Source organism: Micropruina sp. (genome assembly GCF_047607385.1).
Lineage (GTDB): Bacteria > Actinomycetota > Actinomycetes > Propionibacteriales > Propionibacteriaceae > Micropruina.
This window is the reverse complement of the sequence record NZ_JASGDE010000212.1, coordinates 1-20,340: the sequence shown is the minus strand read 5'-3', so window position 1 is coordinate 20,340 and position 20,340 is coordinate 1. Positions and strand designations below refer to the sequence as shown.

Annotated in this window: 17 protein-coding genes and 1 other annotated feature; of the genes, 9 read left to right on the top strand and 8 right to left on the bottom strand. The window is 67.5% G+C overall.

The genetic code is table 11. The annotated features are described in order from the left end of the window. Positions 1–114: 114 nt before the first annotated feature. A complete protein-coding gene (locus QM582_RS18220; protein ID WP_415086803.1) occupies positions 115–1,923 on the bottom strand; it encodes an alpha-amylase family glycosyl hydrolase in 1,809 nt (602 codons plus the stop codon). Between the two features lie 61 nt (positions 1,924–1,984). Here QM582_RS18220 and QM582_RS18215 point away from each other — a divergent pair, with 61 nt between their 5' ends. Together QM582_RS18215 and QM582_RS18210 are read left to right on the top strand one after the other, a co-directional pair. Then, positions 1,985–2,671: a hypothetical protein gene (locus tag QM582_RS18215; RefSeq protein ID WP_415086801.1), complete on the top strand. Its 687-nt coding sequence runs from the start codon at positions 1,985–1,987 to the stop codon at positions 2,669–2,671. Continuing rightward, positions 2,672–4,126, top strand: coding sequence for a protein kinase domain-containing protein (locus QM582_RS18210; protein ID WP_415086799.1), 1,455 nt, complete (start codon positions 2,672–2,674; stop codon positions 4,124–4,126). 14 nt (positions 4,127–4,140) lie between these two features. Here the strand turns inward: QM582_RS18210 and QM582_RS18205 are convergent, their stop codons facing one another. Next, the gene (locus QM582_RS18205; RefSeq protein WP_415086797.1) at positions 4,141–5,472 is read right to left on the bottom strand and encodes a dipeptidase; all 1,332 of its coding nucleotides are present in this window, start codon (positions 5,470–5,472) and stop codon (positions 4,141–4,143) included. Between the two features lie 132 nt (positions 5,473–5,604). Between QM582_RS18205 and QM582_RS18200 the strand changes: the two genes are divergently transcribed. From QM582_RS18200 to QM582_RS18190, 3 genes are read left to right on the top strand one after another with little or no spacing between them, the layout of a single operon-like run. Beyond that, positions 5,605–5,973, top strand: a complete 369-nt coding sequence (locus QM582_RS18200; RefSeq protein ID WP_415086796.1) for a hypothetical protein — start codon at positions 5,605–5,607, stop codon at positions 5,971–5,973. Between the two features lie 26 nt (positions 5,974–5,999). Then, positions 6,000–6,323 (top strand): rhodanese-like domain-containing protein, encoded by a 324-nt coding sequence (locus QM582_RS18195; RefSeq protein WP_415086794.1) that lies wholly within the window; start codon positions 6,000–6,002, stop codon positions 6,321–6,323. 43 nt (positions 6,324–6,366) lie between these two features. Beyond that, a complete protein-coding gene (locus tag QM582_RS18190; RefSeq protein ID WP_415086792.1) occupies positions 6,367–8,475 on the top strand; it encodes a M3 family metallopeptidase in 2,109 nt (702 codons plus the stop codon). A 347-nt stretch (positions 8,476–8,822) separates the two neighbouring features. Here QM582_RS18190 and QM582_RS18185 read toward each other — a convergent pair whose 3' ends face one another. After that, positions 8,823–9,065, bottom strand: coding sequence for a sigma factor-like helix-turn-helix DNA-binding protein (locus QM582_RS18185; protein ID WP_415086790.1), 243 nt, complete (start codon positions 9,063–9,065; stop codon positions 8,823–8,825). 694 nt (positions 9,066–9,759) lie between these two features. Between QM582_RS18185 and QM582_RS18180 the strand changes: the two genes are divergently transcribed. Together QM582_RS18180 and QM582_RS18175 are read left to right on the top strand one after the other, a co-directional pair. Next, positions 9,760–9,957 (top strand): transposase, encoded by a 198-nt coding sequence (locus tag QM582_RS18180; RefSeq protein ID WP_415086788.1) that lies wholly within the window; start codon positions 9,760–9,762, stop codon positions 9,955–9,957. Then, positions 9,916–10,043, top strand: a sequence feature (AL1L pseudoknot). It overlaps the preceding gene by 42 nt. 129 nt (positions 10,044–10,172) lie before the next feature. Continuing rightward, positions 10,173–10,325 (top strand): hypothetical protein, encoded by a 153-nt coding sequence (locus QM582_RS18175; RefSeq protein ID WP_415086873.1) that lies wholly within the window; start codon positions 10,173–10,175, stop codon positions 10,323–10,325. Between the two features lie 21 nt (positions 10,326–10,346). On the opposite strand, the gene QM582_RS18170 is transcribed toward QM582_RS18175, so the two are convergent. The 5 genes from QM582_RS18170 to QM582_RS18150 all read right to left on the bottom strand — a co-directional run bounded on the left by QM582_RS18170 (position 10,347) and on the right by QM582_RS18150 (position 18,385). Beyond that, the gene (locus QM582_RS18170) at positions 10,347–12,695 is read right to left on the bottom strand and encodes a protein kinase domain-containing protein (RefSeq protein ID WP_415086786.1); all 2,349 of its coding nucleotides are present in this window, start codon (positions 12,693–12,695) and stop codon (positions 10,347–10,349) included. A gap of 682 nt (positions 12,696–13,377) precedes the next feature. Next, a complete protein-coding gene (locus QM582_RS18165) occupies positions 13,378–14,646 on the bottom strand; it encodes an ATP-binding protein (protein WP_415086784.1) in 1,269 nt (422 codons plus the stop codon). A 272-nt stretch (positions 14,647–14,918) separates the two neighbouring features. Further along, positions 14,919–16,361, bottom strand: a complete 1,443-nt coding sequence (gene thrC, locus QM582_RS18160) for a threonine synthase (protein ID WP_415086782.1) — start codon at positions 16,359–16,361, stop codon at positions 14,919–14,921. 138 nt (positions 16,362–16,499) lie between these two features. Continuing rightward, positions 16,500–17,159, bottom strand: coding sequence for a response regulator (locus QM582_RS18155; protein ID WP_415086780.1), 660 nt, complete (start codon positions 17,157–17,159; stop codon positions 16,500–16,502). Further along, complete coding sequence (locus QM582_RS18150; RefSeq protein WP_415086779.1) at positions 17,156–18,385, bottom strand: sensor histidine kinase; 1,230 nt, start codon at positions 18,383–18,385, stop codon at positions 17,156–17,158. Before QM582_RS18150 ends, QM582_RS18155 begins: the two co-directional genes overlap by 4 nt. A gap of 58 nt (positions 18,386–18,443) precedes the next feature. Here QM582_RS18150 and QM582_RS18145 point away from each other — a divergent pair, with 58 nt between their 5' ends. Together QM582_RS18145 and QM582_RS18140 are read left to right on the top strand one after the other, a co-directional pair. Next, positions 18,444–19,403: an LCP family protein gene (locus QM582_RS18145; protein ID WP_415086777.1), complete on the top strand. Its 960-nt coding sequence runs from the start codon at positions 18,444–18,446 to the stop codon at positions 19,401–19,403. Between the two features lie 135 nt (positions 19,404–19,538). Then, the coding region (locus QM582_RS18140; RefSeq protein WP_415086775.1) for a PfkB family carbohydrate kinase at positions 19,539–20,340 on the top strand (802 nt) is incomplete at its 3' end.

Genomic DNA, 20,340 nt, shown 5'->3' with positions numbered 1-20,340 from the left:
CTTGTTACGATTTCCCGCCATCGCGTGGTTTCTCGGCGAAAATGACGGCCGAAGGGGTGGTTTCGCGGCTCAACCACGGGTTGAGCCTGGCTGGCGCGCGAGGTCCGTCGGCGGTCAGTCGCGGCTGTAGATCAGCAGGCTGTACGGCGCGATGTCGACGTCGGTGTGTGCCGGCATGCCGTCCCGTTCGCCCGGCCAGGCGGTCAGGTCGAAGGCGTCGAAGTCGCCGAAGGTGTCGGAATAGATCGACGCGTCGCTGTTGAACCGCAGCTTCCACAGGCCGTCCACCGGCATGCCGATGGTGTAGTCGTGGCGCGCCTCGGCGTCCAGGTTGACCACCACGACCACGTCGTCGCACGGGCCGTGATCCCACCAGCGCTGGAACGCGATCAGGTTGTTGTCGTCGTGGGCGTGGATGATCCGCAGCCCGGAACCCATCAGGCCCTTGGTCAGCCCGGCCAGGTTGCGGCGCAACGCGATCAGGTCCCGGTACATCCGGACGATGCCGTGGTATTCGGCGTCCAGGTTCCAGTCCAGCCCGACGTCGTCGCGGAACCAGCCGCCCTGCAGGAACTCCTGCCCCTGGAAGATCATCGGGATGCCCGGGGAGGTGAAGACCAGCCCTGCACCCAGGGTGGAACGCTTCTGTGCCCAGTAGCCGTCCGGGTCGGCCGGGTCGATCTCCTGCGGCACCCGGGCCTTGCCGTTGGCCACCTCGTCGTGGGACTCGGTGTAGATCACCCGGGCGTAGGTGTCGCCGTAGTTGTTCGCGATCGCCTCGACCACCGCCGGCACCGATCGGTAGGCGTCGTCGGCGACGATGATCGCCTCCCGCACCGGATGCACGAATTTCGCTTCCCACTGGGCGTGATAGCCCGCGCCGTCGGGGCCGGTGCTGGTCACCGCCGAGTTGCCGTGCAGGTCTTCGGCGATGGTGATGGCGTCCGGGAACTCCTGGCGGATGCTGCGGTTCAACCAGCTCTGCAGGCTCCACCCGTCGGGCAGGTCGAAGTCGGCGTCGGCGTCCACCGAGCGCATGTACGGGGTCATGTCGAAGCGCAGCCCGTCCACGTGGTAATCGCGCAGCCACAGGTAGGCGTTGTCCCGGATGAACTGCCGCACCTCGCCGCGTCCGTAGTCGGGACGGGTGTCGCCCCACGGCGTGGTCGAGCGCCAGTCGTTGTAGAAGTAGATGCCGCCCTTGCCGTTCTCCGACCAGCCGTCGAACTGCCACAGGTCGAGGTCGGAGGGGCCGAAATGGTTGTAGACCACGTCCATGATCACCGCGACGCCGACCTTGTGGGCCTCGCGGATCAGGGTCTTCAGGGCGTCCGGGCCGCCGTAGCTGCTCTCGGCGGCGAAGATGTGTGCCGGGTTGTAGCCCCAGGAGAAGTCACCGGCGAACTCCGCGGACGGCATCAGCTGGATGGCGCTGACGTCCAGCCGTTTGAAGTGCTCCAGATTGGCTTGCACCTCTTCGAAGGTGCCGACCCGGCCGTCTCCGGCGGGCGCGAAGGAACCGACGTGGAGTTCATAGATCACCAGATCGTTGTGCGGCGGGCAGACGAACGCGTCCCCCTGCCAGTCGAAGCTCGCGTGGTCGTAGATCACGCCGTTGCCGACCGAGTTGGTGACCTGGAAGGCGTACGGGTCGATCCTGCTGAGCGACTGGTCGCCGTTGCGGATCAGGTACCGGAACTCGTCGCCCGGGGCGGCGTCCGCGACGAAGCCGTACCAGTAGCCGTTGCCCTCCGACGCCAGCGGATCGGCGTCGGGGGACCAGTCGTTGAAGCTGCCGTTCACGGTGACCGTGTCGGCGTGCGGCGCCCAGACCCGGAAGCCGGCGCCGTCGGGCGCGACGATGGCGCCCATCCCGTCCAGCGGCTCGGCGGGGGGCTGACCGGTGCGGGGCGAGGCTGGCATGGGCACAACCTACCGGCGGCGTCTCGCCGGTCCGTACCCCGCGTCCACCTATCTTTGGTGCATGGCCATCTCGTTGCGTGCGCTGAGCGCCGCCGGTGCGGTGCTGGTGCTCACCGCCTGCGGCACCACCCCGCCCCCCGCCGTCAGCGTCAGCCCGACGACCGACTCCGCGAGCCCCGGCGTCAGCGCGTCGCCCTCCGGTTCCGTCTCCGCCCCGGCCTCGACCATGTCCGCCTCGCCCACGGGTTCGGCGTCCGGCACCCCGACGGCGTCCACGGCCCTGGTGCTGGAAGCCAAGGGCCTGCCCGGAGCGAACTTCGGCACCCCCGAGGACGACGTGACGGCGCTGCTCACCGCGCGCGCCGGCAAGCCCGACGACTCCTATTCGGGGCCGGTCTGCGAGCTCGACGACGCCACCCCGTACGGCCGGCAGCTCGCCTACGGCGGTGCCGCCTTCCTGTTCCAGAGCAAGGCCAAGGGCACCAAGAAGTCCCCCCGCAGCTTCACCAGCTGGGTGGTCAACCTCGACGAGGGTGTGAAGTCGTCGATGAAGCTGCCCGACGGCTACCCGGCGGACACCACCTTCGCCAAGCTCAAGACGGTGTTCCCGAAGGGCAAGCAGAGCACGATCGCCCTCGGCGAGTCCGCGGTGTATGTGTTCCGGACGCCGTCGGGCATCTGGTACCGCGGCGACGACAAGAAGACCCCGAACGCCATCGGCTCGGGACCGATGGGCACCTGCGAGTAGATGGCCGAGCAGCTGCTGGCGGGTCGCTACCGCCTGGACAACGAGATCGGAGCCGGCGGCATGGGCCGGGTCTGGCGGGCTCGCGACGTCCGGCTCGATCGCGAGGTCGCGGTCAAGACCGTGGACCTGCACCGGGTCGGGGACGCCTCGGTCGCCGACCGGTTCCAGCGCGAGATCATCCTCACCGCGAAGCTGACCAGCCCCTACACCGTCACCGTGTTCGACGGCGGCGTGGACGGCGCCACCGCCTACCTGGTGATGGAACTGCTGCGGGGTGAGTCGCTGGCGGACGCGATCCGGCGGCAGGGCGCGTTGAACCTCACTCAGACCCTGGACGTGGCCCGCCAGGTGGTCCTCGGGCTGTCCGCCGCGCATGCGGTCGGCCTGGTGCACCGCGACATCAAGCCCGCCAACGTGATGCTCAGCGCCGGTCGGGTGAAGCTGCTCGACTTCGGCATCGCTCAGCTCAGCGGGCAGGCCGATCCGCACCTGACCGCGCCCTCGATGACGATCGGGACGGCCGCCTACATGTCCCCGGAGCAGGCGTCCGGGCACCGGGTGGACGCCGCCACCGACCTGTACGCGCTGGGCTGCCTGATCATGACCATGCTGACCGGACGCCCGCCCTTCGACGGCGATCAGGCCCTGGTGGTGGCGTCCAACCAGATCAACACCGCTCCGCCCCGGCTGCTCAGCCGGCGTCCGGACGCCCCGCCGGCACTGGACGCCCTGGTCGCCCGGCTGCTGTCGAAGAACCCGCTGGAACGCCCGGACACCGCCGCCACGCTGCGGGCCCTGGAGCAGATCCAGGCCGACCCGCGGGCCAGCACCGTGCCGCTGCCACCGCCGGCGGCCCCGCCGACCCAGCCGCCGACGGCCCCGCCGATGCCACGACCGGGAACCGCGCCGATGCCGCAGACCCGGCCCTACACCCAGGTGAATCCGCCGATGCCGGCCGCTACCGCCCAGGCGTTGCGGCACCTGGAGCCGTCCGGGTCCTGGTGGATCGCCGGCATCCTGGTCAGCCTGATGGCGGCGATCCTGGCCGGCAGCATCGCGGCCAACCTGGCCGGCACCGCCGCGACCCAGCTGTTCAGTGGCCAGCCGACCCGCTCGACGTCCCCGTCCGGTAAGTCCTCCTCGACCAAGCCGACGGCGAGCAAGACGCCGACCGCGAGCGCCAAGCCCCGCTCCAACACCCCCGATCCGGCCCGGTCGGTCGGGTTGGCGGTGGCGCTGCAGGGCGTCCGGGCGGCGCTGCTCACCCTGGCCGACAGCGACGCCAAGGCTGCGCTGCTCGATCAGTGGGAGGTCACGGCGGCGCGGATCGCCGCCGGGCAATCCCCCTCGAACGCGCTCACCGGGTTCGACAAGGCCATCAAGGCTTCAGACCTGAAGGGCTGGGAGCAGCAGGTGGTGCTGACCGCCACCGGCGCCGTCCGGGCGCTGCTGTAGCGGTTCGCGGCGGGTCAGATGGTCCGGCCGAGCTTCTCCAGCAGCAGTGCCTCGGCCCGGCAAGCCTTGGCGAAATCGCCCAGGTGCAGCGACTCGTCGATGCCGTGCATCCGGGAATCGGGGTCGCACACCGCGGTGACCACGATCTCGGCGGCCGGGAACGCCTTCTGGAAGTCGGCCACCATCGGGATCGAGCCGCCCTGCCCCATGAACACCGGCTCGACGCCCCAGGCCTGCCGGAACGCCTCCCGTGCCGCCTCGGCCACCGGACCGCGGAACGGCACGGTGGTGCCGGAGCCCTGCGAGCCGTCGGTGACCCGCACCCGGGCGCCCCACGGGGCGTGCGACTCCAGGTGCCGGGTGAGGGCGGCCAGCGCGGCGTCCGGGTCGGCGTCCGGAGCGATCCGGACGCTCACCTTGGCCCGCGCGGACGGTGCCAGCGTGTTCGAGGCGTCCGCGACGGTGGTGGCGTCGATGCCGATCACGGTGGCGGTCGGCTTGGTCCACAGCCGTCCGGCGATCGGCCCCTCGCCGAGCAACCGGACGCCGTCCAGCAGCCCGGCCTCCTCGCGCAACCGCTGCTCGGGGTAGTCCAACTCGGGGTCGGGCATGGCGCCCAGGCCCTCGATCGCGACGTTGCCGTCGGCGTCGTGCAGGGTGGCCAGCAGCCGGCACAGCGCGGTCAGCGCGTCCGGCACGGCACCGCCGTACTGGCCGGAGTGCAGGGCATGGTCGAGGGTGGAGACCTCCACCGTGCAGTCGACCAGGCCGCGCAACGTGGTGGTGAACGCCGGCTCGCCGACGTTCCAGTTGCCCGAGTCGGCGATCACGTAGGCGTCGGCGGTGAGGGCGTCACGATGCCGCTCCATGATGGCGGCCAGCGACGGCGAGCCCACCTCCTCCTCGCCCTCGACGAACAGCGTGACCCCGACCGGCGGCGTGCCGCCGAAGGCCCGCAGCACGGCCAGGTGCACCATCACGCCGGCCTTGTCGTCGACCACGCCGCGACCGAACAGCCGCTCGCCCTCGGCGCGCACCCGGAACGGGTCGGACGTCCACAACGCCACGTCCCCGGTGGGCTGGACGTCGTGGTGCGCGTACAGGCACACCGTCGGCGCGCCCTGCGGTGCCGGGAAGCGGGCGATCACCGCCGGCTGACCGCCCTCGGCGACCACCCGGACGTCGGCGCAGCCGAGTTCCCGAACCTGGTCGACGATCCACTCAGCGCTGGCCCGGACGTCGCCGGCGTGCGCCGGCAGCGCGCTCACCGACGGGATGGCGACCAGCTTGGCCAGGTCGTCGAGCGCGGCGGGAAGGACGGCGTCCACGGCGTCGGTGATGGTCATGCCGGCACCCTACTCGGCGTCCCTGACCGAACCCGGAGCCACCCGGGAGGAGGTTGAACGACGCCGGACGGCGCGTCAGGCTTGAGGTTCGGACGCTACTAATCACGCCACGCAGATCAATCAGGAGCAGCCATGCCCAGCAACACCCGCATCACCTCGGAGAAGGTCGGAAAGGTCGCGGCCAAGGTCGCCACCGAGGCGGCCTACGCGCTCACCGGCCTGGTCGACATCGTCTCCGGCACCGTCCAGGACGTGGTCAAGCAGGGCAGGCAGAGCTTCACCGAACGCCGCACCGCGACCGGCGGCAGCCCGGTCAAGGACTATGCCGGACAGGTTCCCGGCCAGTTGAAGGACTTCGTCGGCGAGCTCAAGGACGCCTACGCCGGACTGTCGGCGCGCGGGCGCCGCGTGCTCAGCGACGGCTTCTCCACCACCGCGCACCGGACGGACGCCGAGCCGCCGGCCGGGTCCGAGACCTTCGAACAGCCGCCGACCAGCTGAGCCGTCCGGCGTGCTTGGATGGGTCCGTGGAGATTGCCGAGATCACTGTCAGCGACCTGCCCGACGACGCCGTCGTCCTGGACGTCCGGGAGCCGGGGGAATGGGCGGCCGGCCACGCCCCCGGCGCGGTACACATCCCGCTCGGCGAGGTTGTCGGACGCCTGTCGGAGCTGCCCGAGACCGACGGCCCGCTGCCGGTGATCTGCCGCTCCGGCGCCCGTTCCGAGCGGGTGGCGGCCTACCTGCTGGCCAACGGCATCGACGCGGTCAACGTGGCCGGCGGCACGCTGGCCTGGGCGCAGGCCGGCAAGCCGCTGGCCGCCGACAGCGGCGATCCGTACGTGCTCTGACGTTCCGTTTGGACGACCCGGTGCGGCTCGGCAAGATGGCGGCATGAGCCTCGACGCAGCCAACCCGTTCGCCCAGCCCTCCACGCTGCCCTACCAGCTGACCCCGTGGCGCGACGTCCGGTCCGAGCACTACCTGCCCGCGGTCGAGGCCGGCATCGCCGAGCAGCTGGCCGAGCTGCAAGCCATCGCCGACGATCCCGAGCCGGCCACCGTGGCGAACGTGATCGACGCCTGGGAGCGGTCCGGCCAGCTGCTGAGCCGGGCGCTGGGGGCGTTCTGGACGGTGCAGCCGGCCGACACCACCGACGAACTGGACGCCATCGACGCCGAGATCTCGCCGACGATGGCCCGCTTCGGCGACGCGATCTACCAGAACCGGGCGCTGTACCAGCGGGTGACGGCACTCGACGAACGGGTCCGGGCCGGCGAGGTGGAGGCCGACGACGCCGCCCGCTACTGGCTGCAGACCCATCTGCGCGACTTCGTCCGGGCCGGAGTGGGGCTGCCGGAGGACGACCAGGCCCGGCTGCGGGAGCTGAACGCCCGGCTGGCCGAGCTGACCTCCGCGTTCGGACGGACGGCGCTGGCCGGCTCCAACGCCGCCGCCGTCCACGTCACCGACGAGGCCGAACTGGCCGGCGTCTCGGAGTCGACCAAGGACGCCGCCCGCGCCGCCGCCCAGGGACGAGGCCTGGACGGCTGGCTGCTGGAACTGGATTCCTGCACTCCACAAGGGGTGTTGGCCGAGGCCGCGGACGCCGCACTGCGGCAGCGGGTGCACACCGCCGCGGTCTCCCGGGGCTGGTCCGGCGAGCACGACACCCGGGCGCTGCTGGTGGAGATCGCCCGGCTGCGCGCCGAGCGGGCGTCGCTGCTCGGCTTCCCGCACCACGCGGAGTACGTCGCGGCGGAGGGTTGCGCCAAGACGTCGGACGCGGTGCGGGAGATGCTCGGACGGCTGGTCCCCGCGGCGGTGCGGAACGCGCGCGCCGAGGCGTCCGACCTGCAGCAGCTGCTGGACGAGATGGACCGCGGGGACAGACCCCACGGACCACTGCAGCCCTGGGACTGGGAGTACCTGGCCGAGAAGCTGAAGGCGCAGCGCTACAGCTTCGACACCGGCCTGTTGCGGCCCTATCTGGAGCTGGAGCGGGTGCTGCACGAGGGCGTCTTCGCGGCCGCCACCGGGCTGTTCGGCATCACCTTCGCCGAGCGTCCCGATCTGGCCGGGTACAACGACGAGGTCCGGACCTTCGAGGTGTTCGACGCCGACGGCACCGGGCTGGGGTTGTTCCTGGCCGACTACTACACCCGGGCCGGCAAGCAGGGCGGGGCCTGGATGAACAACATCGTCGACCAGAACCACCTGCTGCGTCAGCAGCCGGTGGTGGTGAACAACCTGAACATCGCCAAGCCGCCGGCCGGGCAGCCGACGCTGCTCACCTGGGACGAGGTGAACACGCTGTTCCACGAGTTCGGCCACGCCCTGCACGGGCTGCTGTCGGACGTCCGCTACCGCTCCCAGTCGGGCACCGAGACGCCGCGCGACTTCGTCGAGTTCCCGTCCCAGGTCAACGAGATGTGGGCGCTGGATGCCGGACTGCTGCGGCGCTACGCGGTGCACCACGCCACCGGCGAGCCGATCCCGTCCGAATGGATCGAGAACCTGCGTGCCGCCGAGCTGTTCAACCAGGGCTGGGCCACCACCGAGATGCTGGGCGCCTCACTGCTCGACCAGGCCTGGCACTCGACGCCGCTGGACGAGCTGCCCTCCGAGCCGGACGAGGTGGAGCAGTTCGAGGCCGCGGCATTGGCCGCCGCCGGGGTCGACTACCCGCTGGCACCCACCCGGTACCGCAGCACCTACTTCAAACACATCTTCGAGGGCGGCTACGCGGCGGGCTACTACAGCTACCTGTGGTCGGAGGTGCTGGACGCCGACACCGGCGCCTGGTTCCTCGCCAACGGCGGCCTGACCAGGGAGAACGGTCAGCGCTACCGAGAGCGGCTGCTGGCCCGCGGCGGCTCGGCCGAGGCGATGGACAGCTACCGCGACTTCCGCGGTGCCGACCCCGAGATCAGCCACCTGCTGAAGCGGCGCGGGCTGGACGACCCGTTCGACACACTCGAGTGGGACGCTTCGTACGACTAGGGACGATCTGGTCCGAACGGTCCCGGAGCCACGGAAGGGGCGCGTTTTGACTTATCTCTCGACATTGCTTTCATATCCGGCGATGGGCCTTTGTGGGAACAGTCGGTCCACCGCCATCGCCCGGCCATGGGTATTCCAATGAGCGACTGCAACCAGAACTATGGCTGCGATAAGCATAGCGGAAATGCGGAACGACGGCCGTTCCTGCTGAGGGGGTAGTTTCTGTGAGGACGCTACGAAGAACTCTTCCGGCCGTCTCCTGCTCGTCGCACGTCGGTATGGGAGTGACCCAATCGTCGGAGCATCCCGCGGACCTCTAGCAGTTAAACGGCGAACTCGGGTCATGATCATTGTTTGGGATCCGTATCCTCCTGGGCTTTCAACCGACGACGGAGACGTGATAACCGTATCTTCACCGCAGCGGCTGTAGTATCTAGGATCGCCGCGATCTCCTCCGGGTGGTATCCTCCGGCAACGAGCGCGAGCAGGGCCTGCTGATCCTCTGGAAAAGTGTTTAACGACTCTCGTAGTTCCTCCTTAGTGACGAGACTATGTTCGAACTGAGATCCGGTCGGCGTTGACGAATCCACCAACCGCGCGACCAGCCGGGCTTGGCGGGCCTCCGCCTTCGATGGTTGCTCAAGTGTCCCTTCGCTAGACCGTAGATCTCCGTCCTCAATCGTGCTCGATCCGCGAGATCCTCAGAGCCGCCGCAGGGTCGCACCCAGAAGGCAGTGAAGGCTGCGGAACAGATATCTTCCGCGCTTTGCGCATCTGTTACCCTGCTCAGATGGCGACGCAGGCGAGGGGAGGTGTCGCGGAAGAAACTCAGCGAAGTCCAACTCATCCACTAATGATGCCTTCGATCGACACACTGTACGAATGTTCGACCCAGATAGCCTGACATCCCGGGAACCACCATCTTTAGTCGTAGTAGAGGACGGCATCGATGTCTGCAAGAGCATGACCTAGTGGTGTGTCGATGAAGTAGATTTACGTTTGTGCTGGGTAACCGGGTATGGCGAACAGGGTGGCTGCCCAGTTGGTGTTGCGGGATGGGGATCGGGCCGGGTTGGAGCGGATGACCCGGTCGGCGATTGAACCGCCCCGGGTGTCGTGGAGGGTCTGATTCAACGGAAGGATGCAGGGTCAGAGCATGCCAGCACCGAGGAAGTATCCGCAGGAGTTGCGGGAGAGAGCGGTCCGTTTGGTGACGGAGGCTCGTCAGGAGGAGCCGGAGTTGTCGGTGACAGCGGCGGTGAACCGGATCGGGACGAAGGTCGGGTGAATCCGGACACGTTGCGTGGTTGGGTGAAGCAGGCCGATATCGATGCCGGGAGGCGGTCGGGGACGGCCACTGAGGACGGGAAGCGGATCAAGGAGTTGGAGCGGGAGAATCGGGAGTTGAAGCGGGCTAACGAGATTCTGTTGGCGGCGTCGAGTTTCTTCGCGCGGGAGCTCGACCCGCGTTTGCCGTGGTGATCGGGTTCATCGATGCTCAGAAGGCTCGGTTCGGGGTCGAGCCGATCTGCCGGGTGCTCGGTGAGCATGGTGTGCAGGTCGCCCCGTCGGGCTATTAGGCGTTCAAGAAGCGGAAGCCGTCGAAGCGGGCATTGTCGGATGCGGCGTTGTGGGAACGGATCGAGGCGGTCCAGGCCGATCGGGACAAGGGTCGTGGGGTGGCTGGGTATCGCAAGATGTGGCACCTGTTGAAGCGTGACGGGGTCGTGGCAGCTCGTTGCACGGTGGCCCGGCTGATGCGGATCCAACGGCTGGAACATGCGCAAGCACCCGTTCATCTGGACCAAGAACCCCGACCAGATCCTGGCCAGCATCAACCGCAAACGTAAACACGTCTCATCGACAAGCCACTAGTCGAACGTTAGCCCTTCCAGAGCCAAGCTAAGACCTTGTCCCAAGGCGGAGATATTTATGTCGACGCTAACTGGGCATCGTGCGACGATGTCCAGCCCTCCTTTTGCAAGCTTACTTTGATCGAGATACCATCCAGACTTCTTAAGCTCTGCTTTCGCTTTATCAACTCGCATTGGCAGGAACTTGTGCATAGACTTCCTATTGAGTGTCCCTTCGTCTGCCCAGGTTAGGTGTGCAGTGACGTTTAGATCGCTAGCGAGCGCATGGAGCGAGACTGTTGGGCCATTTGCGATGCGATAACTTGCAGTGTCGTCTTCAGATCTCCAGTCGTAGCCATGGGCCATCATCGGGCAGTTGCAGGCGATCTCCTCCGCTACCAGGTCCGAGTCTAGGGCATGGGCCGCGCCGGTATTAGCTTCTTGCAGGCGCTCCAACTCCCTCAAGATTAGTGGGATGCTCCAACGTTCGCGTTGGGCGTCCTTTGCGGCATTTTGAATCAGGCGCGCTATACGGTTTGGCGTTGCTCGATATGAATTCCCGGACGGCGAGCGCACACCGTTCGCCACCTTACTGCGAAACTCTGCGGTCCGGTGCATGTATGCCTCGGGATCGATGCCACTCACTAAGTAGTATAAGGTCATGCCCAAGCCAAAAGAATCAACCAGAGCACTCCGTGAAGATGTTCCCTTGTCGCGAATTAATTGTTCGGGAGCGAGGTAGCCTAGGACACTGCCGTCAGCGAGTACGGAGTCATTGGATGCGTGAAGATACGTAGCCAGGTCGAAATCTAGAACAACTACGTCCCAATTATCTGTATCCGACCAGCCGTTCCGCAACATGATATTGGTCGGTCTCAAGTCTCGATGAAGAACTCGCTCGGGCAGCTGGTGTGCCGATTGGACGATTTTACAAACCTGGACTGCAATATCTAGGATATCCGGCCAATTATCCAACAGTCGGGCACTCTTGGCCGTAGCCAAGTTCGGTCCCTCGATCCACTCCATGGTCACGAACGTGGGAATCTCTGAGGCATCCTTGTGAACTGCCATTCCCTCGACTCTCTTGTCTTCGAGGATCTTCATTGCCTCGACTCCTCTCCGAAAACTGTGCAGAAGAGGTAGGTTGTCGCGTATCTCTCGCTTTAGGAGCTTCAATGCAACATCGTCGCCGGCATCGGTGGATGCCCGGTAGACGGCTCCGAATGCCCCTTTGGCGGGTAGGCTTTGCAGAGTATAGCTGAATAATTTATATCCTATTGGATTCGGCGGTATGTACCAAGCGCGATCAATCAGTTCGTCGTAGCGCAATACGAATTCCTCGTACTCTTCGCGACGGCCTTTCCGAAGGAGGGATCCGGCGTATCTATTCAGTTTCAAACGGATCTCATCTGTTGGCTGCCTTCCTAAAGTCTCCGGGTCGGCAATTTCGTCACCTGAACCGAAGGCGTCGGTCCAGATGGGCGAGGCTTCCGGTTCTGGCTCCACTGCCTTCGCTAGGCGATTAATAATAGCCACGACCTGGTGGTGGGCAGCGTTCTCGTAGAGAATCCTCTCTACTCGCGCTGACTCTGCCCACTCGACTGCCTGGCTGTCTGTCCGATCAGTTATCCAGAAATGTTCGGGCCCCTCCATTCCAAGCATACTAAGACGCTTGAGCGGGCCGCCAATCGCTACATCATCGGCGCTGATTCCGATGAAGATGACTCGGAATTGAGAATAGACGGTGCCGAGGAACTGCTGATAGCCTGGAAGGCTATAGAGATGGTCCAGGTCGGATTTGGTGAATACCCAGGACGCTTCATCATCTAACGTGCCGTGCAGTTCATATAGGAAGGGATGTGGGCTGAGGAGTAGTCGCTGAATTCGGCCAGCATTCACGCCCTGCTCGATCTTAAACTCTTTGCCAACATGCCTCTCCGTGCCAGCACGTCGGGCGTAGGTGTCGATGTTTAGGCTCACAACACCGGCAAGGGGGAGACTCCACAGTGCTTGGTGAACCTCGGGAATGGGGCCGCTTTGGGATGCCCCTAGTTCTGACCGAATAATATTTCGATACTCTGTTGGGATGATTTTGGAGATTACTCCGAATTGCTCCCAGAGGTTATTAGATCGTTCAATTTGATCCAGATGGGGAGCGTATCGATCGAAGGCCTCATCTGATGAGCATGCTTGCTGCTCCAGTTCATCATGAAGCGACTTATAGAGTGCTGACCATCCAGGAATCCTCGGACTGCTCAGGCCAGATCCGATTATCGCGATCAAAGGCCGGTCCCCAACGGCAACTGCTCTGGCAAGTCGCTTGTACGACCCCTGTTCCCCAATGTCCAAGGCGTTGGCCTTCCGCAACCTTCTGTCCTCTCGTGAAACCAATTTTCAAATAGAATTGTCACACGCGGACACTCGCTAGGAGCTCGGCGTAGCCCGAGTCGTGAGCCGTTGCCATGATAGCAGGTGTCGAACGCCTCGGAAAGTACTTTTCTGTAGGATGCCGTGGTTCTTGAGGTGGCCATCGGCTCTGTGTGCCGCGATGGTGAAGGTGCTCCGTCGTTAGAGTCAAGCAGGTAACTTCATCCGTGCTGCGGCCAGATCGAGGCCGAGCGTCTATCAGGCGATTACTTCGATCGTGTCGTTGGGCGAGGCGAGTTTCCGGGATCAGTAGTCGCCGTCTATCCCACACCGACGCCGTCCGGGCCTTTGTGCTGCCAGGGCTTGCGCCACTAGTGGCTTGTCGATGGGACGTGTTTACGTTGTGGTTGATGCTGGCCAGGATCTGGTCGGGGGTTTGGTCCAGATCGACGGGTGCTTGCGTTTGTTGCAGCCGTTGATGAAGGACCGGGTCTTGGTGGTGAGGTCGCGGGGAGGAGGTGAAGGTCGCGCGGTGCCGACCCCGAGATCAGCCACCTGCTGAAGCGGCGCGGGCTGGATGACCCGTTCGGCACACTCGAGTGGGATGCTTCGTACGACTACAAGGCGGATCGCCGGACTCGCGACGTCCGGTCGGGCGCCGTCGACTGAAGGGCCTGCGGTCTCAGGGAGCCTCGCGTCGCCACAGTGCATCAAGCGGGAGCGCGACGATGCGGTCGGCGACCATGCGGGAGGTCTGGCCGGTGTGGAGCACGTACCCGCCCACGAAACGATCGTTCAGCTTGTCGCGAAGCAGCGCCAGGCCGGTGAGATCCTTCGGGTGCACAGTGGCGGCAGCCTTGACCTCAATGCCGACGACTCGGCCGTCGGGGGCCTCGAGCACCACATCCACTTCGACCCCGCGCTGATCGCGGTAGTGGTACAGGTTCGCCCGCTGAGCGCTCCAGCCGAGTTGACGGCGCAACTCACCCACGGCAAGCCCCTCGAGCAGACCGCCGGCAGGGCTGTTGGACACGGTGGGCCCGAGCGCATCCGGCACGACCCCCAGCAGGCTGGCTGCAAGGCCGGTGTCGAGGAGAAATACCTTTGGCTGCTTGACTTCGCGCGTTGTGAAGTTCACCGCCCAGGCCGGCAACACGTGGATCAGAAACAGGGTCTCGAGCAGCCGGACGTAGGGATCGAGGGTCGTCCGAGGGATGCCCGAGTCGCTCGCAAGAGAACTCCAGACCATGCCGCTCCCACTGCGCGCCGCAATGAAGCGCAGTAGCCGGGGGAGGTCGGCGAGACGCTGAAGTCCCGAGATGTCCATCGCATCGCGGTTCACAATCTGTGTCACATAGGTGTCGTACCAATCCCCGCGACGTGCCGAGCTCGACCGCGCCAGCGCCTCCGGATAACCGCCCCGACACGCGCGATCCAGATACTCATGCCGAGTGAGGCTGCTCCGATGCCCGAGGAACCTTCGTCCGCTGAAGGCTGCATCGATGAAGGAGTCCGGCTGCTCCTCAAGCTCTGCCTGGCTCAGGGAGTGGAGCGTGAGCGGCTGTGCGCGTCCGGCGAGTGATTCATGCGTGGCGGCAAGGTCGAGAAGATTGGCGGAGCCGGTGATCAGGTAGCGTCCGGGCCGCTTGTCGCGATCGACCGCGGCCTTGAGCGCAACGATCAGCTCCGGAACGCGTTGTACCTCATCGATCACCAGCAGCCCATCCGGAAACTGGGTGACGAAGCCCACCGGGTCTGCGGACGCGAACCGCCGCACGTCCGAGTCGTCGAGAGTCGTGAGGTAGCTCGTGCGCCGCCCGGCGATCTGCTCGGCCAGCGTCGACTTCCCCACTTGCCGGGCACCCTGCAACACCACGACCCGTGTGTCACTCAGAGCTTCCTCTACTCGTGGGAGAAGCAGTCGCTCGATGACCCCACCGCCAGCCGTCATCGCCCGATGATATCGCAACTCGTCAGTTTCCCACCGAGTGCTCGTCATTTCCCCACCCGACGGTCGTCACCTGCCCACGCTGAGGTCGTCGTTCGCCCAGAGCTGGGGAGATCCCGGCGTGCGCCGGGATGACGTGCGATGTGGGTCATCCCGGGGACGTGATCCGGGATCTCGGTAGTCGGGGTGGCTGTCGGGCTGGGGAGATCCCGGCGTGCGCCGGGATGACGTGGAGACCAGATGACGTGGAGGCCAGATCACGCAGAAGGAAATGGCTACGGGTGTTCCTCGATGATCCGCTTCAGCAGCTCGGCGTCCGCGGGGATGTCGGTGACTTGCCGGGGCAGGTCCTCGATGCCGACGAAGGCCGCCGGGCGTTCGGGCTCGCGTCCCAGCGCTTCGACGATGGTGGCCGAGAACTTCACCGGTAGTGCGGTCTCGGTGACGATGATCGGGCCGGCGACCGCGTCGCGCAGGTCGTGGGCGACCTTGACGGCGTCCGCGGTGTGCGGGTCGATCACCACGCCGTCGGCGGTCTCGACCGCGCGGATGGTGGCCAGCCGGTCGGCGTGGGTCGAGGTGCCCGAGACGAAGCCGTAGCGCCGGCGAGCGTCGGCGAACTCCGGCGTCCCGGAGAGGTCGAAGAAGCCCTGCTCGCGCAGCACCGGTCCGAACAGCTCGGCGGTGCGGACGCCGTCGCGGCCCAGCAGGTCGTAGACGAAGCGCTCGAAGTTGCTGGCCTTGGAGATGTCCATGGACGGGCTGGAGGTCTCCTCGGCGCCGGAGCGCACCCGGTAGACACCGGTGCGGAAGAACTCGTCCAACACGTTGTTCTCGTTGGTGGCCAGGATCAGCGCGTCGATCGGCAGGCCCATCTCGCGGGCCACGTGGGCGGCGCAGATGTTGCCGAAATTGCCGGTCGGGACGGCGAACGACACCCGGGTGACGTCCTCGCCGGCGGCGTCCAGGGCGGTCGTCACGCGCAGGTAGGAAACGACGTAGTAGACGACCTGGGCGACCACCCGTCCCCAGTTGATCGAGTTCACCGCGCCCAGGTTGTGCGCTGCCTTGAACGCGGCGTCGCCCATCACCGCCTTGACCAGGTCCTGGCAGTCGTCGAAGACGCCCTCGACGGCCAGGTTGACGATGTGGGGGTCGTCCAGGCTGAACATCTGGGCCTGCTGGAACGGGCTCATCCGGCCTTGAGGGGAGAGCATGAACACGGTGATGCCACGGCGTCCGCGCATCGCGTACTCGGCGGCCGAGCCGGTGTCGCCCGAGGTGGCGCCGAGAATGGTCAGGGTCTCGTCGCGGCGGGCCAACTCGTACTCGAAGAGCTGGCCGAGCAGCTGCATGGCCATGTCCTTGAACGCCGCGGTCGGGCCCTCGGAGAGCTTCGCCAGCCAGACGCCGTCGGACAGTGGCTGCACCGGCACCACCGGGTCGCCGAACACCTCGGACGCGTAGGCGCGTTCGCAGATCGCCCGCAGGTCGGCGTCCGGAATGTCGTCGACGAACAGGTCGAGCACCTCGAACGCCACCGCGGCGTAGCCCTCGGTGGCCAGCAGCGTCCGCCAGTGCGCCAGGGTCTCGGCAGTCAGGCTCGGGTAGTGCTCCGGCAGGTAGAGGCCGCCGTCCGGGGCCAGGCCGTCGAGCAGGATGTCGCAGAACGGCAGGCCGGGAACGTTCGGGGTCGATCGGGTGGAGACGTAGCGCACCCGCCGAGCCTATCGGGCGCACCCCATCCCACCGCTCGCCTAACTATTTAGCGCTCGCTGAACTCAGCGAGCGCTAAATAGTTAGGCGAGCGATGGGATGGGGTGCGGGGGACTGGGTGGGTCCGCGAGGGGACGGGGCTACCGGCGGACCAGGCCGGTCTCGTAGGCGAGCAGCACCAGGCCGACCCGGTCGCGGCAGTGCAGCTTGGACAGCAGCCGTCCGATGTGGGTCTTCACGGTGCCTTCGGCCATGTACAGCCGGGACGCGATCTCGGAGTTGGTGGCGCCGGCGGCGATCTCGATCAGCACCTCGCGCTCCCGGTCGGTGAGCACGTCCAGCCGGCGGTCGGCACCCGGCGAGGTGGGCAGCGTGGGCACCACCTGGTCCAGCAGCCGGCGGGTCGCGGACGGCGCCATCACCGCCTCGCCGGCGGCCACGTTGCGGATCGCGTTGAGCAGGTCGGCCGGCCGGGCGTCCTTGAGCAGGAAGCCGGACGCCCCCGCCTTCAGCGCCGCGAACACGTACTCGTCCACGTCGAAGGTGGTCAGCACCAGCACCTTGGTGCCCAGCCCGGCGTGGATGATCTGCCGGGTCGCCTCCACCCCGTCCATCACCGGCATCCGGATGTCCATCAGCACCACGTCGGCCGGCTGCGCCAGGAGCCCCTGCACGGCGGCGGCGCCGTCCGGGGCCTCGCCGACCACGGCCAGGTCGTCCTCGGCCTCGATCAGCATGCGGAAGCCGCTGCGGACCAGCGCCTGGTCGTCGGCCAGGAACACCCGGATGGTGGGGCTCATCGATGGACTCCTTGTCGGGGTTGGACGGGCAGGACGGCGCGGACCACGAACCCGCCCAGCGCCAGCGGGTGGGCTTCCAGCCGGCCGTCCATCGAGGTGACCCGTTCGGCCATGCCGCGCAGCCCGTGGCCGGGGGTGGTGGTGACCTGCTCCGGGCCGGGGCCGTTGTCGACGATCTCGACCATGATCTCGGTGGCGCCGTAGGCGATGGTGACCACGGCGGTCGCGGTCGGGCCGGCGTGCTTGAGGAAATTGGTCAGGGCCTCCTGAACCACCCGGTAGATGGTCAGCTCCAGGGCCGGCGACACCCGCGGCGGATCGCCGTGCACCACCAGCGTGGCCCGGTCGGACGCCCGGTGCACCAGGTCGGGAATGTCGGCCAGCGACGGCGCCGGCTCCCAGTCCGCGCCCCGCCGTTCCGGCTCCGACCGCAGCACGCCGACGATCCGGCGCATCTCGCTGAGCGCCTCGCGTCCGGTGTCGGCGATGGTGTCCAGCGCGGCTGCGGCGGCGTCCGGACGCTTGGCGGCCAGGGCCCGACCGCCCTCGGCCTGGACGATCATCACCGACAGCGAATGCGCCACGATGTCGTGCAGTTCCCGGGCGATGGTGGCCCGGGCCCGCGACTCGGCCAGCCGGGCCTGCTGCTCCCGTTCGGCCAGCAGCAGTTGATAGCGTTCCTCGGCGGCCGCGATCCGGTCGGCGTGCGCCGCGGACGACTCCCGCACCCGGCGTCCGATCGCGTACGGGGTGACGATCAGGCCCAGGCAGACGAAGGCGGCCAGCACGAACAGCACGATCACCCGGGCGCTGATCCCGAAGCCCTCGGTCGCGGTCGCCCAGCGCAGCGGTCCGATCACCGACCCGAAGGCGCCGATCGCCACCACCGTCCGGGCCATCGGTCCGGGCACCCAGCGGGCCACCGAATAGGCGACGATCGGCAGCACCACCAGGGTCGGGGTGAAGGTGTTCACCACCACCACCTGGACGATGCCGGCCACGGTGCAGCCGGCCAGCATCAGCAGCGGCGAGTGCCGGCGCAGGATCAGCGGCGCCACCATCAGCGACAGGGTGGCCAGCAGCAGCATCCGGGGGATCGAGTTCCACGCCGAGTAGCTGGCGTAGGGCAGCACGGTGACCAGGAACATCGCCAGCGCGAGCATGCCGTCGAGCACCCAGTCGTGCCGGGTGGCACCGGGTGGGAAGAGCAGCTCGCGCAGGTCCATCGCCCCAAGACTAGGCGTTCGATTCCGCCTGGTTGCCCGGGGAATCTAGCCTGGTCCCATGCGTACCCGGAGCGATCGGCTGGTGGCCGTGGCGACACTGGGTGCTTTCGTCGTGGTGGCCGGGGTGCTCGGCCTGGTCTCGATCTACCTGGGCGCGGTCACCCAGGCCCTGTCCGGGGTGCAGCGCAGCGCGCCGCTGCCGGACTATCCGGGCCGGCCGGTGCTGGCCGCGGCCGAGGGTTCGCTGCCGGTGCGCTACCTGGTGTTGGTCAACGATCCGGACGCGGGCCTGGCCAGCGCCTACCTGGCTCAACTGGCCGGCGGACGCGATTCGCTGCACCTGATCGGGCTGCCCGCGAACCTGCTGGTCTCGGACGCCCGCGGCGCCGAATCGACCCTGGCCGACCGGGCCCGGGTCAGCGGCGCGGACGCCGTCCGCTCGGTGGAGAGCCTGCTCGGGCTGCGGATCGACCACCTGGTCACCGCCGAACTGACCGGCTTCGCCCCGGTGATCGACGTGATCGGCGGGGTCGACGTGGACAACCACACCGAGATGTCGGCGGAGGGATGGCACTTCCCGGCCGGCGAGCTGCGGTTGTCCAGCACCAACGCCGAGGTGTACCTGAGCTCCAGCAAGCAGCCGATGGCCCGGTTGCAGCGCACCGAGTCGGTGCTGGTCCAAGTGCTGCGCGGCATCACCGGCGGCGACTCGCTGACCAACCCGGCCAAGGTGGAGACCATCGGCACCGTGCTGCGCCGCTGCGTCACGGTGGACGCCGGGCTGACCGCCGGGGAGATCCGCCGGACCGCGCTGGACGTCCATCTCGGCTCGGACGCGATCAGCGGATTCCCGGTGCCGCTGGCCGGGGTCAGCGAACTGAACGGGCAGCCGGTGACCGTGGCCGACACCGCGGCTGTCGCCGAGTTGCGGACGGCGATGCAGAACGACGGGCTGGACGACTGGGCCGGCCGGCAGGCCGATCCGTGGAAGCCGCTGGCCACCCTGCCGCCGCGGTAGGGCCTTCTAGACTTCCCTGGTGAAGACTCTGCTGGGCCTCGCCGTGGTGCTGGTGGTGTTCGTGGGCCTGCTCCGGCCGCGCTGGCGGCGCCGGGCGCGGGTGGCGCAGACCTGGGCCGCCGAGACGGACCCGCTGTGACGGCGAACCCGGTGCCCGGGCACTCCTTCGACGTGCTGGTCGCGGGCATGGTGTTCGCCGACGTGGTGTTCACCGAGTTGCCGACCCCGCCGTCCCCCGGCACCGAGGTGTGGGCCGGCGGCATGGGCACCTCGCCGGGCGGCATCGCGAACCTGGCGGTGGCGTTGCGCAGGCTGGGCCTGCAGACCGGCCTGATCGCCGGCTTCGGCGACGACGGCTACGGACAGTGGTGCCGGCAGGTGCTCGCCGAGCAGGAGGGCATCGACACCTCCATGTCGCCCAGCTTCGACGGCTGGCACACCCCGGTGACGGTGTCGATGGCCTACGCCGGCGACCGGGCGATGGTGACCCACGGCCACGAGGCGCCGCTGACCCCGTCGCAGTTGCTGGCGCCCGGGGCGTCCGCCCGCGCGGTGATCGCCGAACTGGACGGCGACCCGTGGTGGCAGGGTTTGCGCAGGTCCGGGGCGCTGGTCTTCGCCGATGTCGGCTGGGACGGCACCGGCGCCTGGGACCCGTGCATTCTGGACCGGCTCGACGGCTGCCACTGCTTCATGCCCAACGACCGCGAGGCGATGGCCTACACCCGCGCCGGCACCTCGGAGGAGGCGCTGGAGCTGCTCGGCGAGCGGGTGCCGCTGGCGGTGGTCACCCTCGGCGCGCACGGCGCGATCGCGCTGGACTCGGGCACCGGGACGTGGGCCCGGGTGCCGGCGCTACCGGTGCGGGCGATCGACCCGACCGGCGCCGGCGACTGCTTCGGGGCGGCGCTGGTGGCCGGCACGCTGGCCGGCTGGC